Origin of the sequence: Yersinia frederiksenii ATCC 33641 (assembly GCF_000754805.1) — a bacterium.
GTDB classification, from domain to species: domain Bacteria; phylum Pseudomonadota; class Gammaproteobacteria; order Enterobacterales; family Enterobacteriaceae; genus Yersinia; species Yersinia frederiksenii.
The window spans coordinates 2,946,033-2,972,904 of the sequence record NZ_KN150731.1; the positions used below are offsets into that span (position 1 = coordinate 2,946,033).

Below are 26,872 nucleotides of genomic sequence, written 5' to 3' on the forward strand. Positions count from 1 at the left end.
ATGCACCTAATCCACTAAAAGGTGAGGGTGTTGTGTTACCAGCCAATGCTCCAGTTCATCTGCGGGCATTGGTTTGGCATAAAGAAACCCCTGCTTTTCATCAATGCCAATGGAGTCGAGAAATGCCTCTTCCTCTTGAGTCTCCACCCCTTCGGCAATCACTCGCATTTTAAGTGCTTCAGCGACAACAATAATGGCTCGAACCAGAGATTGTGAAATAGGATTATTATCAATATGGCGAACAAAACTTTGGTCCAATTTAATCGCATCAATAGGAATACGCGCTAATTGAGAAAGTGAAGAGTAGCCGGTACCAAAATCATCTAAATGAACCTGAGCACCTAAGTCTCGTAACTGTTTCATGATGTTGATGGCAGCATCTTCATCATCAATTAAGCAACTTTCTGTTAATTCAACATCAACCAGACTACATTTCAGATCACTGGCTTCAAGGGATTCAATGAAGCTGGTGACAATCGCCTCATCAATTAATTGGCGGGCAGAGACATTGACTGCAATTCGTAGGTTAATCCCACGTTTTTTCCAATCTACAGCTTGTTGCATTGACGTTTGTAGAACCCATTTTCCAAGTGGTCTGATCAATCCTGATTCTTCTGCATATGAGATAAACTCCAAAGGAGCAATTAAACCTCTTTCAGGTGATAGCCATCGGACCAGTGCTTCGACACTGTGCACTTTTCCTGTCTTGGTGGATATTTTAGGTTGGTAAAATACTTGCAACTGATGCTGTTCTAAACCTTTACGCAAATTGGTATCTAGCCAAACATATTCTGAAATTTTTTTATTCATCTGTTGCGAGAAAATGGAATAGGTCTGCTTTCCATGTTCTTTTGCTGTATACATGGCTGTATCTGCACTACGAATAATATTTTCCAGTGTATCACCATGCTCAGGGCATAAAGCGATACCAATTGAGCACCCGGTATATACTTCAATTAATCCTACTCGGAAAGGCAATTTCATGCGGTTTAGTATCCGCTGAGTCGTCGTTTCAAGCGAGTTCATGATGGCATTTTCGACTAGGACAATAAACTCATCACCTCCTAATCGGGCAAGCATTTCGTTCTCACCTAAGCAACTCAAAATAGCGAGTGAGACATCTTTTAGTAATCGATCACCAAACATATGTCCATAATGGTCATTCACTTTTTTGAAGTTATCGAGATCAAGATAAATAATACCTACTGAAGTATCACCACGGGTTTGGATTGCACTATTAATACGTTCATGAATGGCGTGGCGGTTAGGCAATCCAGTAATCATATCGGTATTAGCCAGAATCCTGAGGCGCTCCTGAGCGCGCCTCTCTTTGGTAATGTCTGTGCCGGAACAGATAAGATAACGTTCGTTTTTTCCGCTACCACTATGAACAAATTTATTACGGAATAAGAAAAGACGCTTTCCTTTGACAGTATTAACCCAACGCTCAACTTCATAAGAAGCGCCACGCTGGAAGAAACCTTCAATATTCTTGCGAGATGAGGCCCCTTCTTTGGCGGTCATAAACAAGTCATAGACATTTTTGCCAATAACATCCTGTTCTTTTTTGCCGGTATATTCTTCGCTGAGATGATTAAAACGTTGGACGTAACCATCTTTATCAAGAATGACAATAACTGAATTAGCTTCAGAAACTACCTGTTCTGCAAAGGAAAGGCCCATCACTAAATCACGAGCGACAGATTCAGTATCAGCGTAGGCAGAAGCTGTTCCGCCCCACTCTTTGTCATTAATTTTACGGCCCACGAGGTGTAAATGAAGGGGATGACCATAAATTTGAATTTCAATATCTAAACTGGCGGTAATACCGGTTAACCCCCGGATTTTCATTGTTTGAACTGAATTCAGAGGTATTGCAATATTTGTCGTTTCTTTAATCGCAGACAGCTCTAAAGCCTGACTATCAAAAGCAAGTCGCCAAAATGGGCTATGGGTACCAAAATAAGTGTTAAGGATCGATGTGTCTTGGTCTTCGAACATATGCGATCCTCTAAAAGTGTATATGTGTCTGTTACTTATCTTAGCCAGAAATTTAGACTGCCTATCCCTAGCTTCCTCAGTCATGATCGTAATTCTAGCCTCTGGAACATGACTCTATTGAGAGTGCTCAACGAATAAAGTATATGTATAATTTCTTCATAGCTGATCGTAGATAGTAGCGATAATTATATTAAATGCCTTTTCTACTTTCGTATTGTGATTAAAGTTAAGCATGAAAAAAATAAAAAACATATAATTTTTATGTCGTTATGTTCATTTAGGTGAAATCTTAAAAGGGAAACGGTAAAGAAGATGAACGTTTTATTTATGTAGATAAATGAGAGGGAAATGCCGTTTTTAACGAGTTAATGATGGTTGCATGCATTGGTAAGCAATCTGGGTATTCCATTTTGAATGGACATGAGAATACCCAAGATAAGTCCTAATTAGGACTTTTCAGCGATCTTTTTCAGGTATTCATTGTTTTTGAAAGCAATCATAATCATCTCAAAACAAATACGAGAAGTCAGGCACCCGCCAATGATGCTGAAAAAGCCTGCGATGATGCTAGCCTGTACCATTACAAGTACGCCAGAAATAATGATAAGTACCAGTAAAGCCCAATATAAACCGGTAAGAATTTTTGGTGTCAGCAGTGAATCAAAAAAAAGTACATTTTTAAGCATTACGAGTTCCTTTTTATTTAAACGTTAAATTCCCTGCTGCGATTATGCATTAGCTTTAAATGGCTGACCATATGTTTATCCACATTAATGATATGGGAATGAAATAATAAGATATTTCTGGTTTTTTTTCCTTATTCGAGAGCACTTTTACTTAAAGTTAAGTACCATTCCAACACCAACTTCCTCTATATCAACCGTACTGGCCAGTGCTATTTTTGCTTTGAGGCCAGTACAGTGACAAGGGTATAGTGCTTTAGCATTAACTTGTTGGAAATAGTCGGAAATTCTGTCGAGTATCGTTACCACGCTCAATTTCACCTAAAAAAAGCGGATTATCAGTAATGTAGCAAACGCCTGGCTCAGCGATAAGGTATTTATCTATCAGAGTATTGTTATCAACCAGTACTGTTAACTGCATATCCCTTTCCTTGTGTACTCGTGTTATTCCAATACCGTGACTATTTTCGGCTATCGAAAAGTAATTTACAGGCTAATCCGGTAAAAACGCCGCTAAGCAAATAGTTAGGCCAGCGTGCTGAGAATGCTCCGGTATTAAAGCGATTACGCATATTACTGACGAGCAAGATCAGACTGCCATTAATAACTAGACCTATCGCATTCAGGATGGTTGCTAGTAACAGCATTTGCACAACAACTGAGTCAGACTGCGGCGTGATAAATTGCGGGAATAGCGCTAATACGAACAGCGCCATTTTAGGATTCAATAAATTAGTCAATAGCCCTTGCCGGAATGCCTTATGGGCGGAAGCTGGCTCTGGTGATGTTTTCGCTGCTATGTGACGGGCAGATGCCAATGTTTTCCATGCCAGATAAAGTAAATAGCAAGCACCGAGAATTCGCACTGCATCATAAGCCAGGGGGACGGCCACAAAAAGTTGTGAAAGCCCTAATGCAGCAGCCAAAGTATGGCAATAAGTTCCCAGTTGAATGCCAGCTAGCGAGGCAAAGCCTGAAGCCCGCCCCTGGCTAATACTGCGCGAAGTGATTAGCAGCATATCTGGCCCCGGTGTTGCTGCAAGTGCAACACAAGCACCAGAAAACAGCAGTAAAGTGGATGTGGCAATCATATTTTCTCCGCAGTAATTACTGGAACATCGTGGTGCTGGATTCTATTTGCTCAACATACTCCAGATAATAGGGAGAAAATAGTGCCCGTTCTTGGTTGTTTGATATCAACCGGGGTCTTGTTTAACGCGTTACAAGTCAGTGATAATTATCCTATAGCTGGTAATCACGAGAGGGTAAGAAACAAATGATAAGAAAAGCGATGCCTGCGGATACCAGCCGTTTAATCGAAGTTTGGGAAAATGCGGTTAGAAAAACGCATCTGTTTTTAACTGAGGCTGATATTCAATTTTATTTGCCACAAGTGCGGGACATTTATTTACCTGCACTGGAGGTTTGGTTATTTGAAAAGGATGCAGAGGCTGTAGGGTTTATCGGCCTTGATGGTAATAAAGTAGAAATGTTGTTTGTGGATCCTGCTTATCACGGCAAAGGAATTGGTAAAGCGCTGCTGGCTCATGCTCAACATTTAAAGGGAAAACTATGTGTTGATGTGAATGAGCAAAATCCAGCTGCATTGGCTTTTTACCTACATTACGGATTTATAAAAACGGGCCGTTCAGAACGGGATGGCGAGGGAAAGCCTTTCCCACTGATTCACTTAGCGCAGCCTGAGTAATAAAACCCCGGTTATATCGGTGCAGTCTATTTACTCTCGTCAAAGTTGAGTTAGCCAAATAACTTATTGCTCCCGTAATATTTCGCGAAAATGTATCACCAGCGGGCGTTGATTTGCTTTATGCCACACTGCCCACAATTGGGTCGAATATTGCATCCACGGGATTTCACGTAGCACAACACCTTCTGGTGCATTGTGGCGCAAGCTGTTTTGGATTAATGCCAAACCGAGGCCCGCAGCTACCAGCCCAAGCGCAGTCAATGGTTCTCCTGCTTCCAGACGAATGTCCGGATTAAAGCCAGATCTGACACAGGCGGCGACAAAATCATCGCGCGAGTGTGCGTCATCATTGTGAATCACCGCAATCCACTGCTGATCAGCTAACTGCTTCGGTAATATATTTTCCACTTGTGCCAGCGGATGGTTTTGCGGCAGAGCCAGCAGCATGCGGTCATCAAGCACCCGAATATACTCGAGATCCTGCTCTCCTTCCGGTGGCGTTGTGTCTACCAGCGAGAAATCCAGGCTGCGCTGGCGCAGACCTTCAATCTGTGTGGCAGGTGGCTGGCTATAGAGTGCAATATGCACGTCTGGGCGCGAGGTGCGCAGAGTTCGCAGCGCGGTAGAGAGCACACCTGAATGCATGGCATTTTCGATATAACCAATACACAACCCCCCGTCTTCCCCTCGCCCTAAACGCTTGCCCAGTGACTCCAGACGATTGGCGTGGGTCAATAATGAGCGAGTTTCTGCAAGAAAAGTCTGCCCGTCTGCCGTCAGGCGAATGCGCTGTTGGTTGCGCTCGAACAGCATTAAACCCAAACGTTCTTCAAGCTGGGCAATCTGGCGGCTCAATGGCGATTGCGAGATATGTAAGCGCTCGGCGGCGCGGCCGACGTGCTCTTCTTCGGCAACCACTACGAAGTATTTCAGTTGGCGTAAATCAATCACGTGAGACCTCAAAGGACTTAAGTTAGACAAATTATGTCCTATCAAGTCCTAACATTGCAAGATATTGTGAGCGCCGTCACAGGGAAGCAGCAAAACACCCTAACTGAACTCTCCCGATACGGGAAAAAATATTGAGGACATCTTAATGAGCATTAAAAATATTCTTCCAGGCAACATCGGTTTAGGCGGCGCGCCGCTGGGCAATATGTTCCGCGCCATTCCTGAAGAAGAAGCACACGCCACCGTTACCGAAGCATGGGATCTGGGCGTTCGCTACTTCGATACTGCGCCGTTGTACGGTTCGGGCCTGTCCGAAATTCGCATGGGTGAAGCACTTTCTCACTATCCACGCGACCAGTTCGTCTTAAGCAGCAAAGTCGGCCGTATCATGCTGGATGAAATGGAAGACCCGGCAGCTCGCGATTTCGGTGAAAAAGGCGGTTTGTTTGAGCATGGTCTGAAAAACAAAATTCTCAACGACTACTCTGCCGACGGCACTTTGCGTTCTATTGAAGATAGCTTAAAACGTCTGAAAACCGACCATCTGGATATCGTCTGGATTCACGACCCGGCTCAGGATTTTTATGGTGATAGCTGGCTGGAGCAGTTCAACATTGCCCGTACCGGTGCCTTCCGTGCGCTGACCCGTCTACGTGACGAAGGGGTGATTAAGGCTTGGGGACTGGGTGTTAACCGTGTTGAGCCATGTGAATTGACATTGGCACTCGACGAGCCAAAACCAGATGCTTTCTTGCTGGCAGGCCGTTACTCCTTACTGGATCACAAACGTGCCTTACAGCGCTTGATGCTGGAAGCGCTGGAACAGAATGTCGATATCGTGGTTGGCGGCCCTTACAGCTCTGGCGTATTGGCCGGCGGTGACCATTTCGAATATCAGAAAGCCTCTCCACAGATTCGCCAGCAGGTCACGCAAATTAATGCGATTGCTACCCGTTTCAACGTTGACGTGAAAGCTGCCGCACTTCAGTTCGCGCTGGCTAACCCAGCAGTTGCTGCGGTTATCCCAGGCTCTAGTCGTCCAGGCCGTATGGCAGAAGATCTGGCTGCACTGCAAGCCTCTATTCCAGCTGAATTCTGGGATGAAATGCGCCGTCAAAATTTGGTTGCTGATAACGCGCCGCTGCCGATTCGTTAATTTTTGTGGGGCCAGAAGGCCCTCTCCACGCTATGAGTAATAACATGAAATTAGATCTTTCCAACAAAATCGCAGTGGTCAGCGGTTCAACATCTGGCATCGGGCTTGGCATTGCCAAAGGGCTGGCACAAGCTGGTGCCACCGTGGTCATCGTCGGCCGCCAAAAACAGGGTGTTGATAGTGCCATCGCTGCGATCAGCACAAAACTGCCGGGCGCATCGCTGCGTGGCGTCGTTGCTGATCTTAGCACCGAGCAAGGGGTTGCCACTCTGTGCGCCGAGGAGCCGCAAGCCGATATCGTTATCAATAATCTCGGTATCTTCAACGATAAAGACTTCTTTAGTGTCCCCGACGAGGAATGGATGCACTTTTATAACGTCAACGTCCTTTCTGGCGTACGGCTGTCGCGCCACTACGCCAAAGGGATGGTTGAACAGGGCTGGGGACGCATCATTTTTGTCTCATCTGAATCAGGTGTGGCAATCCCGGCTGACATGATCAACTACGGTGTCACCAAAAGCGCCAATCTGGCCGTGTCGCATGGTTTGGCAAAACGCCTGGCGGGAACCGGCGTGACAGTCAATGCCATTTTACCTGGCCCAACCTTTACTGAAGGCCTGCAAGAGATGCTGGCGGATGCCACCGCGTTATCGGGCCTCAGTCCGCGCGAACAGGCCGACGAGTTCGTCAAAACCGCACGCCCTAGCTCCATCATCCAGCGTGCGGCGGATGTCGACGAAGTGGCAAACCTCGTGGTTTACCTTGCTTCACCGCTCTCTTCGGCAACCACTGGCGCTGCTCTGCGCGTCGACGGCGGTGTCATTGACACCCTGACAATGTAATTTTATCTGACTGAAATTAAGAGGAAAAAATGGCTAATACTACTGTATCAATTGAAATCCCTGCTTCCGCAGACACTGTATGGCAACTGATGGGCGGCTTTGACTCATTGCCTGATTGGCTGCCATTCATCCCGAAAAGTGTCGTTACAGAAGGAGGTCGCGTACGTACTCTGATCACCGCCGACGGCGGCACCGTTATCGAGCGTCTGGAAGCGTTTGATAACCGTCAGCGCAGCTACAGCTACTCCATTATTCAGGCACCGTTCCCGATAGTTGATTATTTATCGACTATCTCGGTTCACACCACTGCCGATAACAGTATTACCCGAGTGGAATGGACCGGCAGCTTTACGCCAGTCGGCGTCAGTGATTCAGAAGCTGAAGCACTGTTCTCCGGTATTTATCGCGGTGGCCTAGAGGCGCTGAAAAATAACTTTGATGCTTAATCGTATCGAATCAATAGGAATGCGCCAACTCTCCGGCGTGTTCCTAACCATATGAATATATTAATTAACTATTTACAGGATTATGAACATGAAAACCATTAACACTCTTATTTCCGCCAGCATTCTTTCCCTGATTGCTTTTGGTGCTTCGGCACAGACAGTGACTGCTACAGGCAGTACCCTAGATTCAGTTGAAGCGGTGATTGCTAAAAAAGCGAAAGAGATGAATGCATCAGGTTACAAAATAATTAGCGCCCGTATGGGTAATAAAGTGATGATGAGCGCTAAGCTATATAAATAAGTCGGCCAGAAAATTATAATCAGCATAATAAATGGCTTATATATCAAGCATATTCTGGTCGCTCTTTGGCTGTTAATCATGCTTTAGCGAGAGATAGATCAGAATATGTGCCAATCATCCTAGCCCATTGCTGTATACCTACAGAGCGCGTCTTAGTGATATAGAATGGGACCGCCTAAAACAAAAAAGCCATTATTTATAATGGCTTTTTATCTAGATGAGGCGATTAGAGATTACTTGAAGTTTTATTCGATATTCTGGATCTGCTCGCGCATTTGCTCGATAAGCACTTTTAGCTCAATAGCTGAGTTGGTGACTTCTGCATTGATAGATTTTGATGCCAGCGTATTCGACTCGCGGTTGAACTCCTGCATCATAAAATCAAGGCGACGACCAACGGCTTCTTTCTTCTTCAGAATATTGTGTGTTTCTTTGACATGCGCTTCCAGACGATCCAGCTCTTCAGCCACATCCACACGCTGTGCCATCAGTACTAATTCTTGTTCCAGACGGGTATTTTCCAGCTGAACTTGTGCTTCTTCCAGTTTGCTCAGCAGCCGCTCACGTTGCCATTGCAAAATGTTTGGCATATGCGCACGAACCTTAACTACTTCTGCGCTAACACCGTCGAGGCGTTGCTCGATAAGAGCTTTCAGTGCCGCACCTTCGGTTTCGCGGGAAATGATAAAGTCATCCAGTACCACATCCAGCGCCTGCATCAGCTCAGTACTGATAGCATCTAAATCTTGTTCTTCTGCGGCCATAACCCCTGGCCAGCGCAGAATATCGACTGGATTGATTTCGCCTTCGTCACTTTGCATCTTGACCCAGTTACCAGCTTCAACTAATTGTTTCGCCAGTTCTTTATTCAGGATCAAAGAGCTTTGTGCGCTGGCATCCAGTTCGAAACGCAGATTACACTCAATTTTGCCACGGGTTAAGCGGCCACGGATGCGTTCGCGAATAACCGGCTCCAGACTACGGAACTGTTCAGGTAAGCGAATATAAGTTTCTAAGTAGCGTTGGTTAACGGAACGCAGCTCCCAAGCTGCGCTACCCCACTCGCCCTTAATATCACGCCGGGCGTAGGCGGTCATGCTGCGGATCATTGTTGCGTACCCGTTTTAAAGAAAAGATGCAGGGATTATAGCCTCCGGGGCGCAGGCAGGATAGGCATTACATCACTAAGGCCGTATAATGCGCGACCAATATCGATTTAAAGCCGGAGAAAGCCCATGCGTCCAGCAGACCGAGCAGCACAACAAGTCCGCCCATTGACCCTGACCCGTAATTACACGAAACACGCTGAAGGTTCAGTGTTGGTTGAATTTGGCGATACCAAAGTATTGTGCACCGCCACGGTCGAAGAGGGTGTACCGCGCTTTCTGAAAGGCCAAGGGCAAGGTTGGATAACAGCTGAATATGGCATGTTACCGCGTGCCACTCATAGCCGTAATGCCCGCGAAGCCGCGAAAGGGAAGCAAGGTGGCCGTACTCTAGAAATCCAGCGCCTTATTGCTCGTTCTTTGCGTGCAGCGGTTGATTTGAAGAAGCTGGGTGAGTTTACCATCACTTTAGACTGTGATGTTTTGCAGGCTGATGGCGGCACCCGTACTGCCTCAATCAGCGGTGCGTGTGTGGCGTTGGCCGATGCACTAAATAAATTGGTTGCTAGCGGTAAATTGAAAGCTAATCCAATGAAAGGGCTAGTTGCCGCTGTTTCTGTCGGTATCGTTAAAGGTGAAGCCCTGTGCGATCTGGAATATGTAGAGGATTCTGCAGCAGAAACGGACATGAATGTAGTCATGATGGAAGATGGTCGGATGATTGAGGTGCAAGGCACCGCTGAAGGCGAACCGTTCAGTCATGAAGAGTTATTAGCGTTGCTGGATTTGGCCCGGGGAGGGATAGAAACTATCTTCCAGGCGCAGAAGGCGGCGTTAGAACAATAATTGATTTAGGCGACTTGGTAGTCGCCTTTTTTTTGCCCGCTAGCCCAGGACTTATCGCCTGGATGTACACATCGCAATGAGTCAGGCTGACGGTGTACCAAATAACGAAACAAAGTGATTAACGAAAACGGTCACAATTTGGAGAGGAGAAGTACCAATGAAAGCCTATCAGCGCGAGTTTATCGAGTTTGCGCTTAACAAGCAGGTGTTGAAGTTTGGCGAGTTTACCCTGAAGTCAGGGCGGATTAGCCCCTATTTCTTTAATGCAGGATTGTTTAATACCGGGCTTGATCTGGCAAAACTCGGGCGCTTTTATGCAGCAGCATTAATGGATTGTGGTGTTGAGTTCGATCTTTTATTCGGGCCAGCCTATAAAGGTATTCCTATTGCCACCACTACGGCTGTGGCTTTGGCGGAGCATCATGAGCGCGATGTACCTTACTGCTTTAACCGTAAAGAAGCGAAAGATCACGGTGAAGGCGGCAGTTTGGTGGGTAGCCCACTGCAAGGTCGCGTAATGCTGGTGGATGATGTGATTACTGCGGGTACTGCGATTCGTGAATCTATGGAAATTATCAATGCTCATGGCGCTACTCTGGCTGGTGTGATGATTTCATTGGATCGTCAAGAACGTGGTCGCGGTGATATTTCTGCAATTCAGGAAGTTGAGCGTGATTATCACTGCAAAGTGATTTCTATTGTGACCCTGAAAGATGTCATCAGTTATCTGGAAGAAAAACCCGAAATGGCCGACCATTTGGCTGCTGTGCGTCAGTATCGTCAAAAATATGGCATCTAAGGTTTCCTCAACCGAAAATACAAAAAAGGGCCAAATGGCCCTTTTTACATAGTTTCCAACCAAATCTAAACTCAGTTTATTGCAACTGAGCCACAATCAGAGGCCAGCGGGCATCAAACTCTTGTGTTGGCCGGTAGCGGAATTCCGAACGAACAAAGCGTGAAAGCATTCCTTCACAAAACGCCAGTAACTGAGTGGCCAGTAGGGCTTCATCATGAATAAAACCTTGCCCATCGCGCAGTTTTTTCTCACGAAGAACTTGGCGTAATTGCACTTCAATACGCTCAAACAGTTGGTTAATTCGCCCTTGCAAGCGGTCTTGCTCGAACATCAGTGCATGCCCAGTCATGATACGGGTAAGCCCAGGGTTGCGTTCTGCAAAGCCTAATATCAGCAGCAAGATTAGCCGAAGACGGTTAAATGTCTCTTTTTCATCTTGCAGAATCAAATTAATGCGGGACATCAGACTGTCTTCAATAAACTCGATCAGGCTATCAAACATCCGCGTTTTGCTGGGGAAATGCCGATAAAGCGCTGCTTCAGAAACCCCCACATTAGCGGCGAGTTTGGCGGTAGTAATGCGTTGGCTGCCATCGCTGGATTCCAGCATTTGCGCTAAAGCCTGCAAGATTTCCTCGCGCCTGTTCCTTTTCGTATTTTCTTTTTCTGCCATGTCCGAGTAGACCCTTGCTAAAAATGACTTAATAACAAAAACCCAAATACCGGCCGCACTGAGGCCAGGCCCCGGCGGCTTATGTGATAGCTTTTTTACGGTATCGAGGTCTAGGGTAGGTTATTGGCGCCCAGAATGACCAAAACCACCGGTACCACGTTCACTAAGGTCAAAATCTTCAACCAGATTGAATTCTGCTTGTACCACAGGGACAAACACCATTTGTGCGATACGCTCGCCAGGTTCGATAGTGAAAGGCTGCTGACCACGGTTCCAGACAGAAACCATCAACTGTCCTTGATAATCAGAATCAATAAGCCCGACTAGATTACCTAATACTATTCCGTGTTTATGCCCAAGCCCTGAACGCGGCAAAATAACAGCCGCCAGTGCGTTATCACCGATATGTATTGCCAAGCCAGTGGGTAGCAAGGTTGTTTGCCCTGGCAGTAAATCAACGGCCTCGCTTAGACAGGCGCGTAAATCCAGACCGGCAGAGCCTTCTGTCGCATAAGTTGGTAAAGGAAATTCATTGCCAACACGTGGGTCCAGAATTTTAATGTCGATTTTTTTCATCATAACGGCTGACAATCTCGTCTATTAAATGCTGACTAAGGAGGTGTTTATCGCTAAGCGGTAAGCGTTTCTCTCCCGTCGGCCAAAAAAGGTGCAAGGCATTAGTATCACTGTTAAAACCATGCTCTGCGAGCGATACATCATTAGCGCAAATAAGGTCTAATTTCTTTCGCGCTAACTTTTGTCGCGCGTATTCTTCCACATTCTGGGTTTCGGCAGCAAATCCAACAACAAATGGACGATTTTTAGTCATCGAAGCGACCCCCGCCACAATGTCCGGATTTTTCACCAACTTAAGGGTAATTTCATCGCCCTGTTTTTTTATTTTCTCGTCAGAAACGTGCTCGGCGCGGTAATCCGCTACTGCGGCACAAGAAATAAAAATATTCTGCTGGGCGGCTAAGTGCTGGACTGCTTGTTGCATCTCAAGTGCGCTAACGACATCAATACGCTTAACTCCCACCGGCGTTGGTAGAGCCACTGGCCCAGCAACCAGAGTGACACTTGCTCCTCGGGCGGCGGCGGCTTGAGCAATTGCGAAGCCCATCTTGCCCGAACTTTGGTTACTGATAAAGCGCACCGGATCAAGTGCTTCACGTGTTGGTCCAGCTGTAATCATGACACTTAAATGTTGCAGATCTTGTTTTGCAGAAAAATAATCCTGCGCCAGAGCCACAATTTCCAACGGGTCTAGCATTCTACCTGGGCCGACATCGCCACAAGCCTGACTGCCGCTATCTGGCCCCCACAATAACATTCCGCGATTGGCGAGTGTCTGTAAGTTAGCTTGGGTTGCCGCTGCCCGGTACATTTGCTGGTTCATGGCAGGCACTGCAGCAATCGGTGCTGGCGTTGCCAGACAAACGGTAGTTAGTAAGTCATTTGCCATGCCGGCCGCGACTCTGGCCAGCAAATCGGCAGTCGCTGGAGCCATAATCACCAAATCAGCCCACTTACCCAGCTCAATATGGCCCATAGCCGCTTCTGCTGCAGGGTCGAGTAAATCATCAGAGACGGGATAACCCGAGACTGCTTGCAGCGTGAGTGGCGTAATAAACGCTTTGGCGGCGCTGGTCATCACCACGCGCACATCTGCGCCTCTGTCGCGCAAGCGGCGCACCAGCTCAGGAGATTTATACGCGGCAATGCCCCCGCTAATCCCGAGCACAATATGTTTGCCGGAAAGTCCCGTCATCATGATTGTCCGAATGAAAGCTGTAAGAGGCGATATTTTAGCATAACCGCAGGGCAGATTAGCTATCAGGGCATCTCCTGATGCCATCAATCATCAAATTTGCGAGACGCTACGCATGCTGTCAATTGCTGGTTCGTAAGCTCCTAAGCCTTCAGGCATGCTGTTCGCGCTGCTTAGGGATAACAGGAGCCAAGGCATGGATGAGTGGTGTGGGCAGGTGGCCCCAAGGGAAAAATTACTGAAATATGGGGCAGCAGCACTGACTGACGCCGAGTTGCTCGCTATTTTTCTGCGCACTGGTATTCCCGGAATGCACGTAATGAGAATGGCGGAATATCTGATTGAAGAGTTTGGCTCACTGCATGAGTTGTTATCGGCAGATTACGCCACTTTAAGTGCCAAAAAAGGGATTGGTGTTTCGAAATACAGCCAGATTCAAGCCATCGCAGAATTGGCCGGTCGCTGTTTTTCAACTCATCTGATGCGGGAAAGTGTCATGCTCAACCCCGATATCACCCAAAAATTTCTACAAAATATTCTTTCTCACCGCGAGCGTGAAATTTTTTTAGTGATGTTTTTAGATAACCAGCATCGTGTTATTCGCCATGAGGAGATGTTTACTGGTACCATCAGCAGCGTAGAAGTCCATCCGAGAGAAATTGTGCGTGCAGCGCTGAAGGTTAATGCCGCCGCGCTGATTCTGGCGCATAATCACCCCTCGGGTAAGGCTGAACCGAGCCAAGCCGACCGTTTGATGACCACGCAGGTCGTAAAAGCCTGCTCATTATTAGATATTCGAGTGCTCGATCATTTGGTGGTTGGACGGGGTGAATGTGTCTCATTTGCCGAACGCGGATGGCTTTAGCGAAATAATAATTGATCCTTTCGGGATCTTTAGCTGTTCGGGACTTGAGCACTTACGCTTCAGAGCGTATACTACGCCACCTTTGAGAATCTTGGGTTTGGCGTGAAGAGCCTATCTCAGCAGGTTTATAGCCTGGTGACAGGGGTTTCTGACCTGATGACAGTGAGTCTTCTCAGTGAATTTGCTGAGATGGGCTCTAAAGCCTGACGAGGCGGCCAAATCCTATACGAAGCTCGAGCTGATTTGATTTTTGGAGAATAGACATGTCCCGAGTCTGCCAAGTTACTGGCAAGCGCCCGGTGAGCGGTAACAACCGTTCCCACGCAATGAACGCGACCAAACGCCGTTTTCTGCCGAACCTTCACTCTCACCGTTTTTGGGTTGAGGGAGAGAAGCGCTTTGTAACTCTGCGTGTATCTGCTAAAGGTATGCGTGTTATTGATAAGAAGGGTATCGAAACGGTCTTGGCCGAACTTCGCGCCCGCGGTGAGAAGTATTAAGGAACTGAATCATGGCTAAAGGTGTTCGCGAGAAGATCAAGCTGGTTTCTTCTGCTGGTACTGGTCACTTCTATACCACTACGAAGAACAAGCGTACTAAGCCGGAAAAATTGGAATTGAAGAAATTTGATCCAGTTGTCCGTCAACACGTGATCTACAAAGAAGCTAAAATTAAATAATTTTAATTTTGGTGGATTAAGAAAACCCGGCTTCGGCCGGGTTTTTTATTATATAAAGTACAGTGAGATACGTTTAGGGAGGTTACATGCCTGAATTACCAGAAGTTGAAACCAGCCGACGCGGGATCGAACCTTATCTTGCCGGCCAGACTATTCTCTATGCTGTAGTGAGAAATGCTCGCTTACGTTGGCCGGTGTCCGATGAAATTCTCGCACTCAGTGACCAACCGGTATTAAGTGTTCAACGTCGGGCAAAATATTTACTGATAGAGCTGAAAACTGGCTGGATTATCGTACATCTGGGGATGTCAGGTAGCTTGCGCATTTTGTCGGAAGAAACTGAGCCGGAAAAACATGATCACGTCGATTTGGTGATCAGCAATGGCAAAATATTGCGTTATACCGACCCACGCCGCTTTGGTGCCTGGTTATGGGCGAAAGACCTTGAAACCAGTAATGTTCTTGCGCACTTAGGGCCAGAACCTTTGAGCGATGAATTCACGACCAACTATCTGTTTGAGAAATCACGTAACAAACGTACTGTGGTTAAACAGTGGCTGATGGATAACAAAATTGTCGTGGGGGTGGGTAATATTTACGCCAGTGAATCTTTATTTGCTGCTGGTATTTTGCCAGAGCGTGCTGCCGGCTCATTAACCGAATCAGAAATTGCACGGCTAGTGGCCACGATAAAAGCGGTGTTATTGCACTCTATTGAGCAAGGAGGTACGACATTGCGTGATTTTTTACAGTCAGATGGCAAACCCGGTTATTTTGCTCAAGAGTTACAGGTCTATGGGCGGGCAGGTGAGCCATGCCGCCAATGTGGGCATTTGATTGAAATTGCAAAACATGGGCAGCGCAGCACATTCTTTTGCCGTCACTGCCAGCACTAACGCGATTTATCTATTATCTATCTGTTGCTTAGCCAGTTTGGCCATAAGCGCTTTGGTGACGGGTGCAGGAAGGAATGGCGTGATGTCTCCACCATGGCGCGCCACTTCTTTGACCAGTGAGGATGAGATAAACGACCACTTTTCTGATGGCATCAGAAAGACACTTTCTAGTTTTGGCATCAGGTGACGGTTCATATTGGCCAGTTGCCATTCATATTCAAAATCTGAGACTGAGCGTAAACCGCGTACCAAAATATTTGCATCATGCTTTTTGGCGAATTCTGCCATCAGTTCACTGAATCCCAAGACTTCAACATTCTTCAGTGGCGCAGTCACTTGTTTTGCCAAGGCTACCCGCTCGGCCAGAGTAAACATCGGCTTTTTGCTGGAGCTGTCCGCAATAGCCAGAATCACGTGATTAAACATTTCTGACGCACGGGTGACTAAATCCAAATGCCCATTGGTAATAGGATCAAATGTCCCCGGATAGATGGCTTTAGTGGTCATGAGTTCTCGCTTTTCTGATATTGATGGCTCAATGCCCACAGAGCCGCATATTTATTAAAGGTATATTGCGCGTTTACCACCGCCAGCAATAACCCTTGTTTACCATCGAGGAAACCGGCACGTAATAACCATGTCTTACAAAATGCCCCGAGAGTATGGCTGAGAATTGAAAAATAACTGCAACTCTTGCCCTGTTGATGGCGCTGATTGGCCCATGCTTGAGCATAGTTAAGTTGTTTACGTTGAAAATCAAAGAAGTCGCGACAGGTCAGATGTAATAAATCACCCGCCAATGGGATAATTTTAGCGGTGCCGCTTTCAAGTGATTCATGAACTAAATCATCGTTATAGCGGTATTGGTGGTGCGGATATAACCGGGTCACTCTATCAGGATACCAGCCACTGTGGCGCATAAAGCGGCCTAAAAACAGATTTCGCCGCGCACAGCTATAAACTGCGCCATCTTCCGGTGCCAATAAGACCGCTTGAATCGCGCTTTTAAGCTCTGGGGTGACACGCTCATCAGCATCCAGCATCAGAATGTAATCGCCAGTGGCATATTGCTGAGCTAATTGCCGCTGCTTACCATAACCCGGCCATTCGGTGTTGCTGTAAACTTTTGCGCCATATTGTTGAGCCAATGCGACGGTTTCATCTTCACTGCCTGAGTCCAACACCACTATTTCATCAGCCCAAGTCACGGATGCCAAACAATCCGCCAGTAACGAGGCTTCATTTTTGGCAATCATCACCACTGACAGACGTTTTTTTGCACTCATTTAGTGGCTCCGCTGCGGTAGATAAGGCTCCAGCAAGTGTAATAATCGTTGAAGTGCGCCCTGATTTTCATGCAATACATCAACGGCGTGGCGGCCATAATAGAGGCGGCAATCCTCATCTGTCAGTAACAGGGTAATTTCTTTTACCAACGAGAGAGTATCGGTAACGGTAATCAGCCCTTCAGCTTGTTCCAGCTTGGCACAGATATCTTTAAAGTTAAATGTATGTGGCCCCATCAATACGGGGATGGCATGAGCCGCTGCTTCCAGTGGGTTATGACCCCCACGTTCAACCAGGCTACCGCCCACAAAGGCTAAGTCAGCAATGCCGTACAACAGCATCAATTCACCCATGGTATCGCCGATCACCACTTGCGTACTGGGCGAAGGAACTTCGCCTTTGCTGCGCAATGTGTAACTCAGCCCTGCTTTCTGTGTTAATTCAACCGCTTTAGGGAATCGTTCAGGATGGCGAGGCACCAGAATCAGTAATAATGTTGGAAAGTGCTGTAATAATTGCTGGTGGGCTTCCAGTAAAATGGTCTCTTCGCCGTCATGGGTGCTGGTGGCAATCCAGACAGGGCGATGCGGTGCCCATTGGCGACGTAAAGTGACTGCTCTGGCGGCTAATTCAGGTGTTACAGAAATATCGAATTTCAGGCTACCTGTTACGGTCAGTTGTGAGCGACGAAGGCCCAACTCGATAAAGCGATCGCCATCCTCTTGATTTTGAGCAGCAATTAATGTGATGCGTTGCAGCATATTGCGAATAAAACTACCGATCTTTTTATAACCGGCAGCTGAGCGGGCAGAAAGGCGCGCATTGGCAATCACCAAGGGTATTTTGCGGTGATGCAGGGCATTAATCAGGTTAGGCCACAGTTCTGTTTCCATGATAATGACCAGCTTAGGGTTGACCTGGTCAAGAAAACGATTCACCGAACCGGGAAGGTCGTAGGGAAGATAAACGTGGTGAACATCTTTGCCAAAAGCAGATTGGACTCGCTCAGAACCGGTGGGGGTCATGGTCGTTACTGTAATCGGCAAGGATGGATAGCGATGACGTAATGCTCTGACTAACGGGATAGCAGCCAGTGTTTCACCGACTGAAACTGAATGCAGCATGATGCCGCCAGCGACAACTTTACCGGCACAAAAACCATAGCGTTCTCCCCAGCGTTTACGATAAGCAGGGGCTTTACGGCTACGCAACAGCAGCCGCAACCAAATCAGAGGTTGAATAAGGTAGAGTAATACCTGATATAAACGCAGCAACATTCTATCAATTTCATTTATATGGATTATTAAGAATAATACCATATTTGAGCAAGAAAGGCTCTTTTCAACTGGGGCCGCTTGATAACCTAAGCAAGGTAAGGCCATTCATAAAAAAGAATATAAAATTTCAACAAATGAGAGGTTGTAAAATTGATTTTTAGAACTTAAAGATGAGAATTATTGTCATTAAGTGTTGATGTAATTAATGATCTAGCCATAGATGCCACCAGTTTATTCGCCAGTAATATTTTTAACTAATAATACCTGTTTCCCTGGCGCGTTATCACCTTTCCCAATTACTTTAGGTATATTGGCATTATGTTGAATAATTAATTAGACACGTAAAGAAACAATGAGTTGTTATTAGCTGTATGTGAATTAACAGACTCTCTTAATAACCTGAATAATATATTAGAATATCTTAACGATTTGTGTGGCAGCACCAATCAACTCTGTTAAATCAGCAGAGTTGATTGGGATGACACAGTAAATATTAACTGACAGAATTTTTGGCTACGCATCATCCGGCTAGAAATCATTGCCGCTTATGAGAGCCCTGTTTCCAGCCGCGCAATGATAGTTTCAGCAGGAATAGTAGCCATGCTTTTTTGCTCGGAAATAACCGCAATTTGATTTTTCCCGTAACCGCCAATCAAACCGGGGTCGGTTGGGCCAAACAGCGTAATATTGGGACGATCCAGTGCTGCGGTTAGATGACTCAGACCAGTATCCACGGACACCACCGCTTTTGCCCCGGCCAAAACTTCAGCCACTTGTTGGAGACTGAGTTTAGGTAATACCTCAACATGAGGAAAATCTGCGGCTAACCGTACCGCTCGTTGATATTCATGTTCCGCCCCCCAGGGTAATTTTATTTTTAACCCCGTAGGCGCGACCAACTCAATCAGTTTTAACCAATGATTTTCAGGCCAATGCTTGCTGTCGCGGGTTGTCGCATGCAGGAAAACCAGATACTGACCAGCATCTGCAGGTAGCTGATTTAAAAAACGTTGTGCGATGGCATAATCGCCGTAACTTTCTGGTTTGTCATAGCCGAGACTTTTAGCAAACAATTGGCGTATGCGCTCGACGGCATGCAGTTTGGTATCAATCTCATGGCGGCAGTTATAAAACCAACTAGCAAAAGGCTCGCGAGCACTTTTGCAATCCGGGCCATGTTTAATCCCTTTGGCGATGCGAGTAATCAATGCAGCACTTTTGATCAGCCCCTGAGCATCAATCACCAGATCATAACTGCGTTGCTGCACAATACGTTTAAAATCACAGCGTTCTTGCCGGGTATCACTACCAAACCAATTTTTACGCCAACGGCGGATAGCCACCGGGATGACTTTATCTACCGCTGGATGCCAACTGGGGATCTGGCTGAATCCTTCTTCTACCACCCAATCAAAGCGAATATTGGGAATGGCATTCATTGCATCCGTCAGTGCGGGCAAAGTATGCAAAACATCGCCCATTGAAGAGGTTTTAACGATTAATACATGCATTAATCAGCCTCACGGACAGTGCTGTTAAGTGAAGCTAATTGTGCTTCAAGGGCTGCCATCACTTGTTCCGGTTGGATATCAATCAAGCTCTGATGATAGCCCTGTGCACTATCGCCTTTACGCACTTTGTGATAGCCGGTAATCAGGCGAATAACCGTGGCTTTGTCAGATAGCGGGGGAGTAAAGTCCGGACTGCTTGGGCCATATAAGGCGACTAAAGGCTTATTTAATGCTGCAGCAACATGCATCAAACCAGAGTCATTGCTGACCACGGCATTACAGGCTGCAATCATGACAACCGCTTGATCTAGCGAGGTTTGACCCGCTAAATTGAGACAATATTCGCGAGCATTCTCGTCTAGTGCCTGACGAATATCTTCACCGGCTTCATTATCTTTAGCTGAGCCTAATAAAATGATGCGATAACCCGCATCAATCAATTTTTGGGCCAACTGAGCATAGTGATAATGTGGCCAACGTTTTGCTGGCCCAAACTCTGCGCCGGGGCAGAATCCAATAATAGGTCGGCTATCGGTGAGATTGAATGATGCAGTAACTTCGGCAATTTCTTCATCTCGAACCTGTAACTGCGGCCATAGCAAAGGCTGCGGTAAATCGTCGGCTGATTGGATTCGTTCCTTATCATAGGCCAGCGCCACATAGCGCTGTACCATCATTGGGAAAGCTTGTTTATCCAGAATACGCATATCGTTGAGCAAGAAATAGCGCATCTCACCTCGCCAGCCAATGCGTTGTTTAATGCCTGAAAAATAAGGAATTAGTGCGGATTTAAACGAGTTGGGTAGCACGTAAGCGCGGTCATAGCCGGTTTCACGCAATGCCAACCCTAAGCGACGGCGCTCATCAAAAGCAAAAACCCCATGACCTAATGGCATCGGGACTGCGTGACGCACTTCTGGCATTCTGGCTAAAAGCGGACGGCACCACGCGGGTGCCATCACATCAATATCTGCTGCCGGATATTCGGCCTTCAGGGTACGGTACAGACTTTGCGACATCATCATATCGCCAACCCAAGAAGGGCCGATGACCAGTATTTTCATACCGTTTATCAATTCCTTGCAGCAAGTGATTTAAACTGAGCGATTGAGCCAAGCCAGATATTCTTTGACGCCTTCAGCGACAGTTTTGAATGGCTTGTCATAACCGGCAGCACGCAAATTAGTCAAATCAGCTTGCGTGTATGCCTGATAGCGGCCTTTCAGTTTCTCTGGGAATTCAATGTATTCCACTGGCCCGCTTTGGTGGAAATCCACCACCGCATCAGCAACAGCCTGGAAAGATTCAGCGCGGCCAGTGCCACAGTTGAAAATACCGGATACCCCGTTTTGCCAGAACCACAGATTAACGTCAGCGACATCACCCACATAGATAAAATCGCGTTTGAAGTTTTCGCTGCCGGAGAACAATTTAGGATTTTCACCGGCATTGATCTGGTTATTCAGATGGAAGGCAACACTGGCCATGCTGCCTTTGTGCCCTTCGCGTGGGCCATAAACGTTGAAATAACGGAACCCACAAATCTGTGAATCAGCTTGCGGCAGGATCTCACGCACATACTGATCAAACAGGAATTTGGAATAGCCATAAACGTTAAGTGGCTGTTCGTACTGACGATCTTCAATGAAGTTATCAGTACGCCCGCCATAGGTGGCAGCAGATGAGGCATACAGAAATGGAATGCCGCGATCCAGGCAGAAGTGCAGGATATCTTTAGAATACTGATAGTTGTTATCCATCATGTACTTGCCATCCCACTCTGTGGTGGAAGAACAGGCACCTTCATGGAAAATTGCGTCAATATCACCCATATCATCACCGGCAACAATGCTGGCGACAAAATCTTCTTTATCCATGTAATCAGCGATATCCAGATCAACCAGATTGACGAATTTGGTGCCGTCTTTCAGGTTATCTACAACCAGAATATCTTTATAACCGATATTATTCAGTGCCTTAACGATGTTGCTGCCAATAAAACCGGCGCCGCCAGTGACGATAATCATCAGGTTCACCCTTGCTAATCTTCTTGGTCGGACACCATGTCCCACGCTAATTTGCCGTTATCATAACATTTCATAGGATAGCGCACAGCCGAAAGGGATTAATCTCAACGTTTCTATGTGGGTTTAGTCATCTTCACCGTGATATGTGCTGCATTTTTTACAATATAAGACAAGGTTTCTCGTCAGGTCCTCCGTCAGGCAGTAAAATGCACGGTGAAACTGCCAATCTTGGAGATAAACGCATGTCCCTGCCCTTTGATAGAAGCCCTTTTTATCAGCAATTAGAACAACAACTCAAAACGACCCGTGCTGAAGGGCTGTATAAAAACGAACGGATTATTACTTCCGCCCAACAAGCGGATATTGCTGTGGCGGATGGCCGCCATGTGATCAATTTTTGCGCCAATAACTATTTGGGGCTGGCAAATCATCCTCGACTGATCGCGGCTGCCAAAAAAGGTATGGATACTCATGGCTTTGGTATGGCCTCGGTTCGTTTTATCTGTGGCACTCAAGACACCCATAAAGAACTGGAGCAAAAGCTTGCCAGCTTTCTGGGGATGGAAGATGCCATTCTCTATTCCTCCTGCTTTGATGCGAACGGCGGTCTGTTTGAAACCCTCTTGGGGCCAGAAGATGCCATTATTTCTGATGCACTGAATCATGCTTCCATCATTGATGGAGTACGGTTATGTAAAGCGAAGCGTTATCGTTATGCCAACAACGATATGAGCGAGCTGAGAACCCAGCTAAAACAAGCCAAAGCAGACGGCGCGCGCCATATTATGATTGCCACCGACGGTGTGTTCTCAATGGATGGTGTCATTGCCAACTTGAAGGGGGTTTGTGACTTGGCCGATGAGTATCAGGCGCTAGTGATGGTTGATGACTCCCATGCGGTCGGTTTTGTAGGGGCCAATGGGCGCGGTACTCATGAATACTGCGAAGTGATGGGCCGCGTTGATATTATTACTGGCACCTTGGGTAAGGCACTGGGCGGCGCATCGGGTGGTTATACGGCAGGGCGTAAAGAAGTGGTTGAGTGGCTGCGTCAGCGCTCACGGCCATATTTATTCTCGAACTCATTGGCCCCAGCAATTGTTGCTGCCTCAATTGAAGTGTTGTCGCTATTGGAAGAGGGTGCCGAACTGCGCGATCGCTTATGGGCTAATGCCCGTTTATTCCGCGAGAAAATGAGCGCCGCTGGCTTCACATTAGCTGGTGCCGACCATGCCATCATCCCTGTGATGCTGGGAGACGCGACCTTGGCACAAGAGTTTGCTAATGCGTTGTTGAAAGAGGGTATTTACGTCACCGGTTTCTTCTATCCGGTGGTACCGAAGGGTCAGGCGCGTATTCGCACCCAGATGTCGGCAGATCACACGCCAGAGCAGGTTGAGCAGGCTGTTGAAGCCTTCGTGCGTATTGGTAAACAGCTTAACGTTATCGCGTAAGGAATTGTTCATGAAAGTCTCGTCTATGAAAGCCCTGTCCAAGCTGAAAGCAGAAGAAGGTATTTGGATGACCGAGGTGCCACAGCCAGAGCTGGGCCACAACGACATCATGATCAAAATTCGCAAAACAGCTATTTGCGGCACTGATGTGCATATCTATAACTGGGATGAATGGTCACAAAAAACTATTCCTGTTCCTATGGTGGTCGGCCACGAATATGTGGGTGAAATTGTCGCTATTGGCCAAGAAGTTAAAGGTTTTAATATTGGTGACCGGGTGTCTGGCGAAGGCCATATTACCTGCGGACATTGCCGTAACTGCCGTGGTGGTCGTACCCATCTTTGCCGTAATACTGTCGGTGTTGGTGTGAATCGTCCTGGCTCTTTTGCCGAATATCTGGTGATCCCGGCCTTTAATGCTTTCAAAATCCCCGACAATATCTCGGATGAGCTAGCCGCTATTTTTGACCCATTCGGTAATGCGGTACATACCGCGTTATCCTTTGATTTGGTTGGGGAAGATGTGTTGGTGTCTGGTGCTGGCCCGATTGGCATTATGGCCGCTGCGGTGTGTAAGCATGTCGGTGCCCGCCATGTCGTTATCACTGATGTGAATGAATATCGTCTTGATCTGGCACGTAAAATGGGTGTGACCCGCGCTGTTAACGTCAGTAAAGAAAATCTGAATGATGTCATGGCTGAGTTGGGTATGACTGAAGGGTTTGATGTGGGACTGGAAATGTCCGGTGCGCCACCTGCATTCCGTACATTACTAAACTCAATGAATCACGGCGGGCGTATTGCGATGCTGGGAATACCACCATCTGACATGTCTATTGATTGGAATCAGGTGATTTTCAAGGGGCTGTTTATCAAAGGGATTTATGGCCGCGAGATGTTTGAAACCTGGTACAAAATGGCGGCATTGATTCAGTCTGGTTTGGATTTAACCCCAATTATCACTCACCGTTTCTCTATCGATGAATTCCAGCAAGGGTTTGATGCCATGCGCTCGGGTAAATCTGGGAAAGTGGTACTGAGTTGGGATTAATATTCCTCCGCTGACCTAGATATGTTGAGATAGGTTGGCTCGTCAACTCACAACTCCAATGGCTTTGGGTTGTATCTTTTAAAGTAGAGCAAAATGGGGCAGTCAGTGATGGCTGCCCCATTGTTGTTATCTATTTTTGAGTTGTTGATTTGCTTGCCGGTGGCTCTGTTTTTTCACTTTCAGGCATTACCGGTGCTGGCGGGAAATATTGTTGCCAATACCGCTGCACAAATGCTACCGCCGGGCTCTGTATCAGGCTCTCACCAATAACAATAAACATCCTATCGGCATAGACCTTTTCTGGTACATAGCTGGCTTTTGCATGGCACTGCTTGATAGCTTTCAGACGTTCACCTTTCGCTGGAAAGTGCGGTTTTGTCTTGCCTGGTGAGACGCCGCTGCTACCATTATTATTGCTTACCGGCTCATTAAGCAGTGCACTTGGCCTGACTAATACGATATCAGCAGGCAACTGGGGCAACATTTGTTGTAGCACTTTAATAGTGGCTGGATGTGGGTGGCCGATAGCAATCGCGGAGCCATTGCGACGCGCCAAATCTACTGCGCGGTTAAATTGCTGGCGAATCGCCGCTTCGTTTTGTGAGTCATCCAAAAAGACTTTTCGCTTAATTACTTTGACGCCAGTCCCTTCGGCCGCCTTGCTGGCCTGACTATTACCGATGGTCACGCTGTCGAGGAAATAGAGCTGATAATGCTCCAGCGTCTGCATAACTTTCTGCATACCAGGCAAGCTGGAGGTCATTGCGCTACCCATATGATTATTCATACCGGTCGCGTAGGGAACATTATTCACCGCCTGACGAATGATACGCTGGATTTCTTCGCTGCTCATGGATGGCTGTAAAGTATCGCGCTCTAATGGCTGTTTGCTCAGCGGCGCCATCGGCAGGTGAATCAGGATTTCACGCCCTTGATTATGAGCTTTGACCGCCATCTCTTTGGCGTAAGGGGCATTAGGCAGGATTGCTACCGAAATCGGTAGCGGCATCTGTAATACCTTATTTTCATTCTGCGGGCGATAACCAAAGTCATCAATAACAATTGAAAGTTTGCCCGCCTGTGCGGCATTGGCGATGAGTAGGGTGCTTACTATGATAAACCGACGTGTGTTGAAATAACGCAATACATATTCCCTAACGTTGTTCCCTATCTTCCTAACCAGGGTTGTGGGTTAACAGCTTGTCCCTGACGGCGAATTTCGAAATAGAGCGAGGGTTCACCCTGACCGCCACTGGTCCCAACTAGAGCAATTGGCTGGCCTGCTTTCACTTGCGCACCAACATTGACCAACGCACTCTGGTTGTAGCCATATAAACTCATATCCCCTTTGCCATGCTCAACGACCACCACCAGGCCATAGCCTTGTAGCCAGTCAGCCAGTAGTACCCGGCCATCAGCAATCGCTTTGACTTCACTGCCTTCTGGTGCAGAAATCACCATGCCTTTCCAGCGTAGCTCACCTTGCAACGCTTCGCCGAAGCGGTGGGTCACATTGCCACGAACTGGCCAAACGGCTTGAGCACCTGGCCGCCCCAAACCGCCAGTTCTTGCCATTAATGAGCGTTCACTCTCACTGGGCTTATAGCTGGAACCGGTTTTCTTGGCTTGCTGTTCTTTGACTTTCACTTGTTCACGTACGCGCGCCGCTTCTTTTGCTTCCCGCTCTGCTCGAGCTTTGGCTTCCCGCTCAGCTTTGGCGATTTGATCACGCAAACGTGATTCGTTCAGTTTTAGCTCTGCCAGACCTTGCTGATCTTTTTCCAGCGAGGCTTCCAGTGATGTCAGGGTTTTCTTGCGCGCAGTGCGTGCTTGCTCCAGCTTTTCTTGCTGAGTTTTTTGCTCATCCAATAACGCTTTTTGCTGATTTTGCTTTTGCTCCAGCGTCTTCTTCTCTGCAGACAAATCGGTACGAGTTTGTTCCAGCTCGGTAATTGATTTTTGGCGAGCTTCATTGAGATAACTGAAATAGGCCAAAATACGCTCACTGCGCTGGCTCTCTTCACCACTTAAAATAAGCTGCAAACCGCTATGCTGGCCTTGTTTAAAGGCGGCATCGAGTTGTTTTGATAGCAGGTCTTGTTGCTGGGATTGTTTGCTTTGTAGCTTGGTAATTGAGGCGGTAAGACTGGCGATCTCTTTATCGAGTGCCGTCAGGGTACTTTGAGTTTCACGCAGGCTGCGGCTGGCCTGAGCAATAGTATTTTCCTGTTGTTTCAACTGATCGAGCAACGAACTGCGTTGCTGTTTCTGTTGCTGAACACTTTTTTCTTTTTCGGCGATATCCTGCTGAATAGTCTTCAACTGGGTTTTGTTATCTGCCGCTTTAGCGGCTGCCGGAGCATCAGCGGCATTGCCGGATAATGGCAACAACAATACGCCAGCGCAAAAAACGCTGGCGTACAGTGCTGACCACGGACGAGGCACTCTGTTACCCGGCAATATAGAAGTGAGCTCTTTATTGCCGGCGATGCTATCTTCCGTAACCATTGATATCGCAAATAACGCCTTTTCCTTCATAACG

General features: G+C 47.0%; 30 protein-coding genes. 13 read left to right on the plus strand and 17 right to left on the minus strand.

Annotated features, from left to right (window positions below):
- Positions 1 to 6 precede the first annotated feature (6 nt).
- The 4 genes from pdeR to DJ58_RS08740 form a co-directional block, all read right to left on the minus strand.
- Entirely contained in the window at positions 7 to 2,001 is a 1,995-nt protein-coding gene (gene pdeR, locus DJ58_RS08750; protein ID WP_004710441.1) for a cyclic di-GMP phosphodiesterase, read from the minus strand.
- A gap of 446 nt (positions 2,002 to 2,447) precedes the next feature.
- Entirely contained in the window at positions 2,448 to 2,687 is a 240-nt protein-coding gene (locus tag DJ58_RS08745; RefSeq protein WP_004710443.1) for a DUF4282 domain-containing protein, read from the minus strand.
- A gap of 259 nt (positions 2,688 to 2,946) precedes the next feature.
- A complete protein-coding gene (locus DJ58_RS23650) occupies positions 2,947 to 3,105 on the minus strand; it encodes a hypothetical protein (protein WP_004710445.1) in 159 nt (52 codons plus the stop codon).
- A 40-nt stretch (positions 3,106 to 3,145) separates the two neighbouring features.
- Positions 3,146 to 3,775, minus strand: a complete 630-nt coding sequence (locus DJ58_RS08740; RefSeq protein ID WP_004710447.1) for a LysE family translocator — start codon at positions 3,773 to 3,775, stop codon at positions 3,146 to 3,148.
- A gap of 185 nt (positions 3,776 to 3,960) precedes the next feature.
- Here DJ58_RS08740 and DJ58_RS08735 point away from each other — a divergent pair, with 185 nt between their 5' ends.
- A complete protein-coding gene (locus DJ58_RS08735; RefSeq protein ID WP_004710449.1) occupies positions 3,961 to 4,392 on the plus strand; it encodes an acetyltransferase in 432 nt (143 codons plus the stop codon).
- 63 nt (positions 4,393 to 4,455) lie between these two features.
- On the opposite strand, the gene DJ58_RS08730 is transcribed toward DJ58_RS08735, so the two are convergent.
- On the minus strand, positions 4,456 to 5,343 hold the full coding sequence (locus DJ58_RS08730) for a LysR substrate-binding domain-containing protein (protein ID WP_004710451.1): 888 nt from the start codon (positions 5,341 to 5,343) through the stop codon (positions 4,456 to 4,458).
- A 145-nt stretch (positions 5,344 to 5,488) separates the two neighbouring features.
- Between DJ58_RS08730 and DJ58_RS08725 the strand changes: the two genes are divergently transcribed.
- The 4 genes from DJ58_RS08725 (at position 5,489) to DJ58_RS08710 (ending at position 8,088) form a co-directional block, all read left to right on the plus strand.
- Entirely contained in the window at positions 5,489 to 6,499 is a 1,011-nt protein-coding gene (locus DJ58_RS08725) for an aldo/keto reductase (protein ID WP_004710453.1), read from the plus strand.
- Positions 6,500 to 6,543: 44 nt separating this feature from the next.
- Positions 6,544 to 7,341, plus strand: coding sequence for an SDR family NAD(P)-dependent oxidoreductase (locus DJ58_RS08720; protein WP_032911461.1), 798 nt, complete (start codon positions 6,544 to 6,546; stop codon positions 7,339 to 7,341).
- A gap of 29 nt (positions 7,342 to 7,370) precedes the next feature.
- Positions 7,371 to 7,787: an SRPBCC family protein gene (locus DJ58_RS08715; RefSeq protein WP_004710457.1), complete on the plus strand. Its 417-nt coding sequence runs from the start codon at positions 7,371 to 7,373 to the stop codon at positions 7,785 to 7,787.
- A gap of 88 nt (positions 7,788 to 7,875) precedes the next feature.
- A complete protein-coding gene (locus DJ58_RS08710; protein ID WP_032911462.1) occupies positions 7,876 to 8,088 on the plus strand; it encodes a YdgH/BhsA/McbA family protein in 213 nt (70 codons plus the stop codon).
- A gap of 245 nt (positions 8,089 to 8,333) precedes the next feature.
- Here the strand turns inward: DJ58_RS08710 and DJ58_RS08705 are convergent, their stop codons facing one another.
- Positions 8,334 to 9,197, minus strand: coding sequence for a YicC/YloC family endoribonuclease (locus DJ58_RS08705; protein WP_004710460.1), 864 nt, complete (start codon positions 9,195 to 9,197; stop codon positions 8,334 to 8,336).
- 126 nt (positions 9,198 to 9,323) lie between these two features.
- On the opposite strand from DJ58_RS08705, the gene rph reads away from it, so the two are divergent.
- Both rph and pyrE read left to right on the plus strand, forming a co-directional pair.
- Positions 9,324 to 10,040 (plus strand): ribonuclease PH, encoded by a 717-nt coding sequence (gene rph / locus DJ58_RS08700; RefSeq protein ID WP_004710461.1) that lies wholly within the window; start codon positions 9,324 to 9,326, stop codon positions 10,038 to 10,040.
- Between the two features lie 157 nt (positions 10,041 to 10,197).
- Entirely contained in the window at positions 10,198 to 10,839 is a 642-nt protein-coding gene (pyrE, locus tag DJ58_RS08695; RefSeq protein ID WP_004710463.1) for an orotate phosphoribosyltransferase, read from the plus strand.
- A 76-nt stretch (positions 10,840 to 10,915) separates the two neighbouring features.
- On the opposite strand, the gene slmA is transcribed toward pyrE, so the two are convergent.
- The 3 genes from slmA to coaBC form a co-directional block, all read right to left on the minus strand.
- Entirely contained in the window at positions 10,916 to 11,512 is a 597-nt protein-coding gene (slmA, locus tag DJ58_RS08690) for a nucleoid occlusion factor SlmA (protein WP_004710465.1), read from the minus strand.
- Positions 11,513 to 11,632: 120 nt separating this feature from the next.
- Positions 11,633 to 12,091, minus strand: a complete 459-nt coding sequence (gene dut, locus DJ58_RS08685; RefSeq protein ID WP_032911463.1) for a dUTP diphosphatase — start codon at positions 12,089 to 12,091, stop codon at positions 11,633 to 11,635.
- On the minus strand, positions 12,069 to 13,286 hold the full coding sequence (gene coaBC, locus DJ58_RS08680; protein WP_004710469.1) for a bifunctional phosphopantothenoylcysteine decarboxylase/phosphopantothenate--cysteine ligase CoaBC: 1,218 nt from the start codon (positions 13,284 to 13,286) through the stop codon (positions 12,069 to 12,071). The genes dut and coaBC overlap by 23 nt, the downstream gene beginning before the upstream one ends.
- 193 nt (positions 13,287 to 13,479) lie before the next feature.
- Between coaBC and radC the strand changes: the two genes are divergently transcribed.
- The 4 genes from radC to mutM all read left to right on the plus strand — a co-directional run bounded on the left by radC (position 13,480) and on the right by mutM (position 15,723).
- Positions 13,480 to 14,148: a RadC family protein gene (gene radC, locus DJ58_RS08675; protein ID WP_032911464.1), complete on the plus strand. Its 669-nt coding sequence runs from the start codon at positions 13,480 to 13,482 to the stop codon at positions 14,146 to 14,148.
- 263 nt (positions 14,149 to 14,411) lie between these two features.
- Positions 14,412 to 14,648, plus strand: coding sequence for a 50S ribosomal protein L28 (gene rpmB / locus DJ58_RS08670; protein WP_032816691.1), 237 nt, complete (start codon positions 14,412 to 14,414; stop codon positions 14,646 to 14,648).
- A gap of 11 nt (positions 14,649 to 14,659) precedes the next feature.
- Positions 14,660 to 14,827 (plus strand): 50S ribosomal protein L33, encoded by a 168-nt coding sequence (rpmG, locus tag DJ58_RS08665; protein ID WP_004392084.1) that lies wholly within the window; start codon positions 14,660 to 14,662, stop codon positions 14,825 to 14,827.
- A gap of 86 nt (positions 14,828 to 14,913) precedes the next feature.
- A complete protein-coding gene (gene mutM / locus DJ58_RS08660; RefSeq protein WP_004710476.1) occupies positions 14,914 to 15,723 on the plus strand; it encodes a bifunctional DNA-formamidopyrimidine glycosylase/DNA-(apurinic or apyrimidinic site) lyase in 810 nt (269 codons plus the stop codon).
- Positions 15,724 to 15,729: 6 nt separating this feature from the next.
- Here mutM and coaD read toward each other — a convergent pair whose 3' ends face one another.
- The 6 genes from coaD to rfaD form a co-directional block, all read right to left on the minus strand.
- Positions 15,730 to 16,230 carry a pantetheine-phosphate adenylyltransferase gene (coaD, locus tag DJ58_RS08655; protein WP_032911466.1) on the minus strand — a complete coding sequence of 167 codons (501 nt, stop codon included), beginning with the start codon at positions 16,228 to 16,230 and terminating at the stop codon, positions 15,730 to 15,732.
- On the minus strand, positions 16,227 to 17,009 hold the full coding sequence (locus tag DJ58_RS08650) for a glycosyltransferase family 2 protein (RefSeq protein ID WP_032913257.1): 783 nt from the start codon (positions 17,007 to 17,009) through the stop codon (positions 16,227 to 16,229). Before DJ58_RS08650 ends, coaD begins: the two co-directional genes overlap by 4 nt.
- Positions 17,010 to 18,287 (minus strand): lipid IV(A) 3-deoxy-D-manno-octulosonic acid transferase, encoded by a 1,278-nt coding sequence (waaA, locus tag DJ58_RS08645; protein ID WP_004710481.1) that lies wholly within the window; start codon positions 18,285 to 18,287, stop codon positions 17,010 to 17,012.
- 545 nt (positions 18,288 to 18,832) lie between these two features.
- Positions 18,833 to 19,798, minus strand: coding sequence for a lipopolysaccharide heptosyltransferase RfaC (gene rfaC, locus DJ58_RS08640; protein ID WP_032911467.1), 966 nt, complete (start codon positions 19,796 to 19,798; stop codon positions 18,833 to 18,835).
- Positions 19,798 to 20,862 (minus strand): ADP-heptose--LPS heptosyltransferase RfaF, encoded by a 1,065-nt coding sequence (rfaF, locus tag DJ58_RS08635; RefSeq protein WP_004710483.1) that lies wholly within the window; start codon positions 20,860 to 20,862, stop codon positions 19,798 to 19,800. The genes rfaC and rfaF overlap by 1 nt, the downstream gene beginning before the upstream one ends.
- A 30-nt stretch (positions 20,863 to 20,892) precedes the next feature.
- Positions 20,893 to 21,825: an ADP-glyceromanno-heptose 6-epimerase gene (rfaD, locus tag DJ58_RS08630; RefSeq protein ID WP_032911468.1), complete on the minus strand. Its 933-nt coding sequence runs from the start codon at positions 21,823 to 21,825 to the stop codon at positions 20,893 to 20,895.
- Positions 21,826 to 22,067: 242 nt separating this feature from the next.
- Between rfaD and kbl the strand changes: the two genes are divergently transcribed.
- Both kbl and tdh read left to right on the plus strand, forming a co-directional pair.
- Positions 22,068 to 23,279: a glycine C-acetyltransferase gene (gene kbl, locus DJ58_RS08625; RefSeq protein ID WP_032911488.1), complete on the plus strand. Its 1,212-nt coding sequence runs from the start codon at positions 22,068 to 22,070 to the stop codon at positions 23,277 to 23,279.
- Positions 23,280 to 23,304: 25 nt separating this feature from the next.
- On the plus strand, positions 23,305 to 24,330 hold the full coding sequence (gene tdh, locus DJ58_RS08620) for an L-threonine 3-dehydrogenase (protein ID WP_004710489.1): 1,026 nt from the start codon (positions 23,305 to 23,307) through the stop codon (positions 24,328 to 24,330).
- Between the two features lie 130 nt (positions 24,331 to 24,460).
- Here the strand turns inward: tdh and DJ58_RS08615 are convergent, their stop codons facing one another.
- Positions 24,461 to 25,474, minus strand: coding sequence for a divergent polysaccharide deacetylase family protein (locus tag DJ58_RS08615; protein ID WP_004710491.1), 1,014 nt, complete (start codon positions 25,472 to 25,474; stop codon positions 24,461 to 24,463).
- A 23-nt stretch (positions 25,475 to 25,497) separates the two neighbouring features.
- Positions 25,498 to 26,868, minus strand: a complete 1,371-nt coding sequence (gene envC, locus DJ58_RS08610) for a murein hydrolase activator EnvC (protein WP_004710493.1) — start codon at positions 26,866 to 26,868, stop codon at positions 25,498 to 25,500.
- Positions 26,869 to 26,872 lie beyond the last annotated feature (4 nt).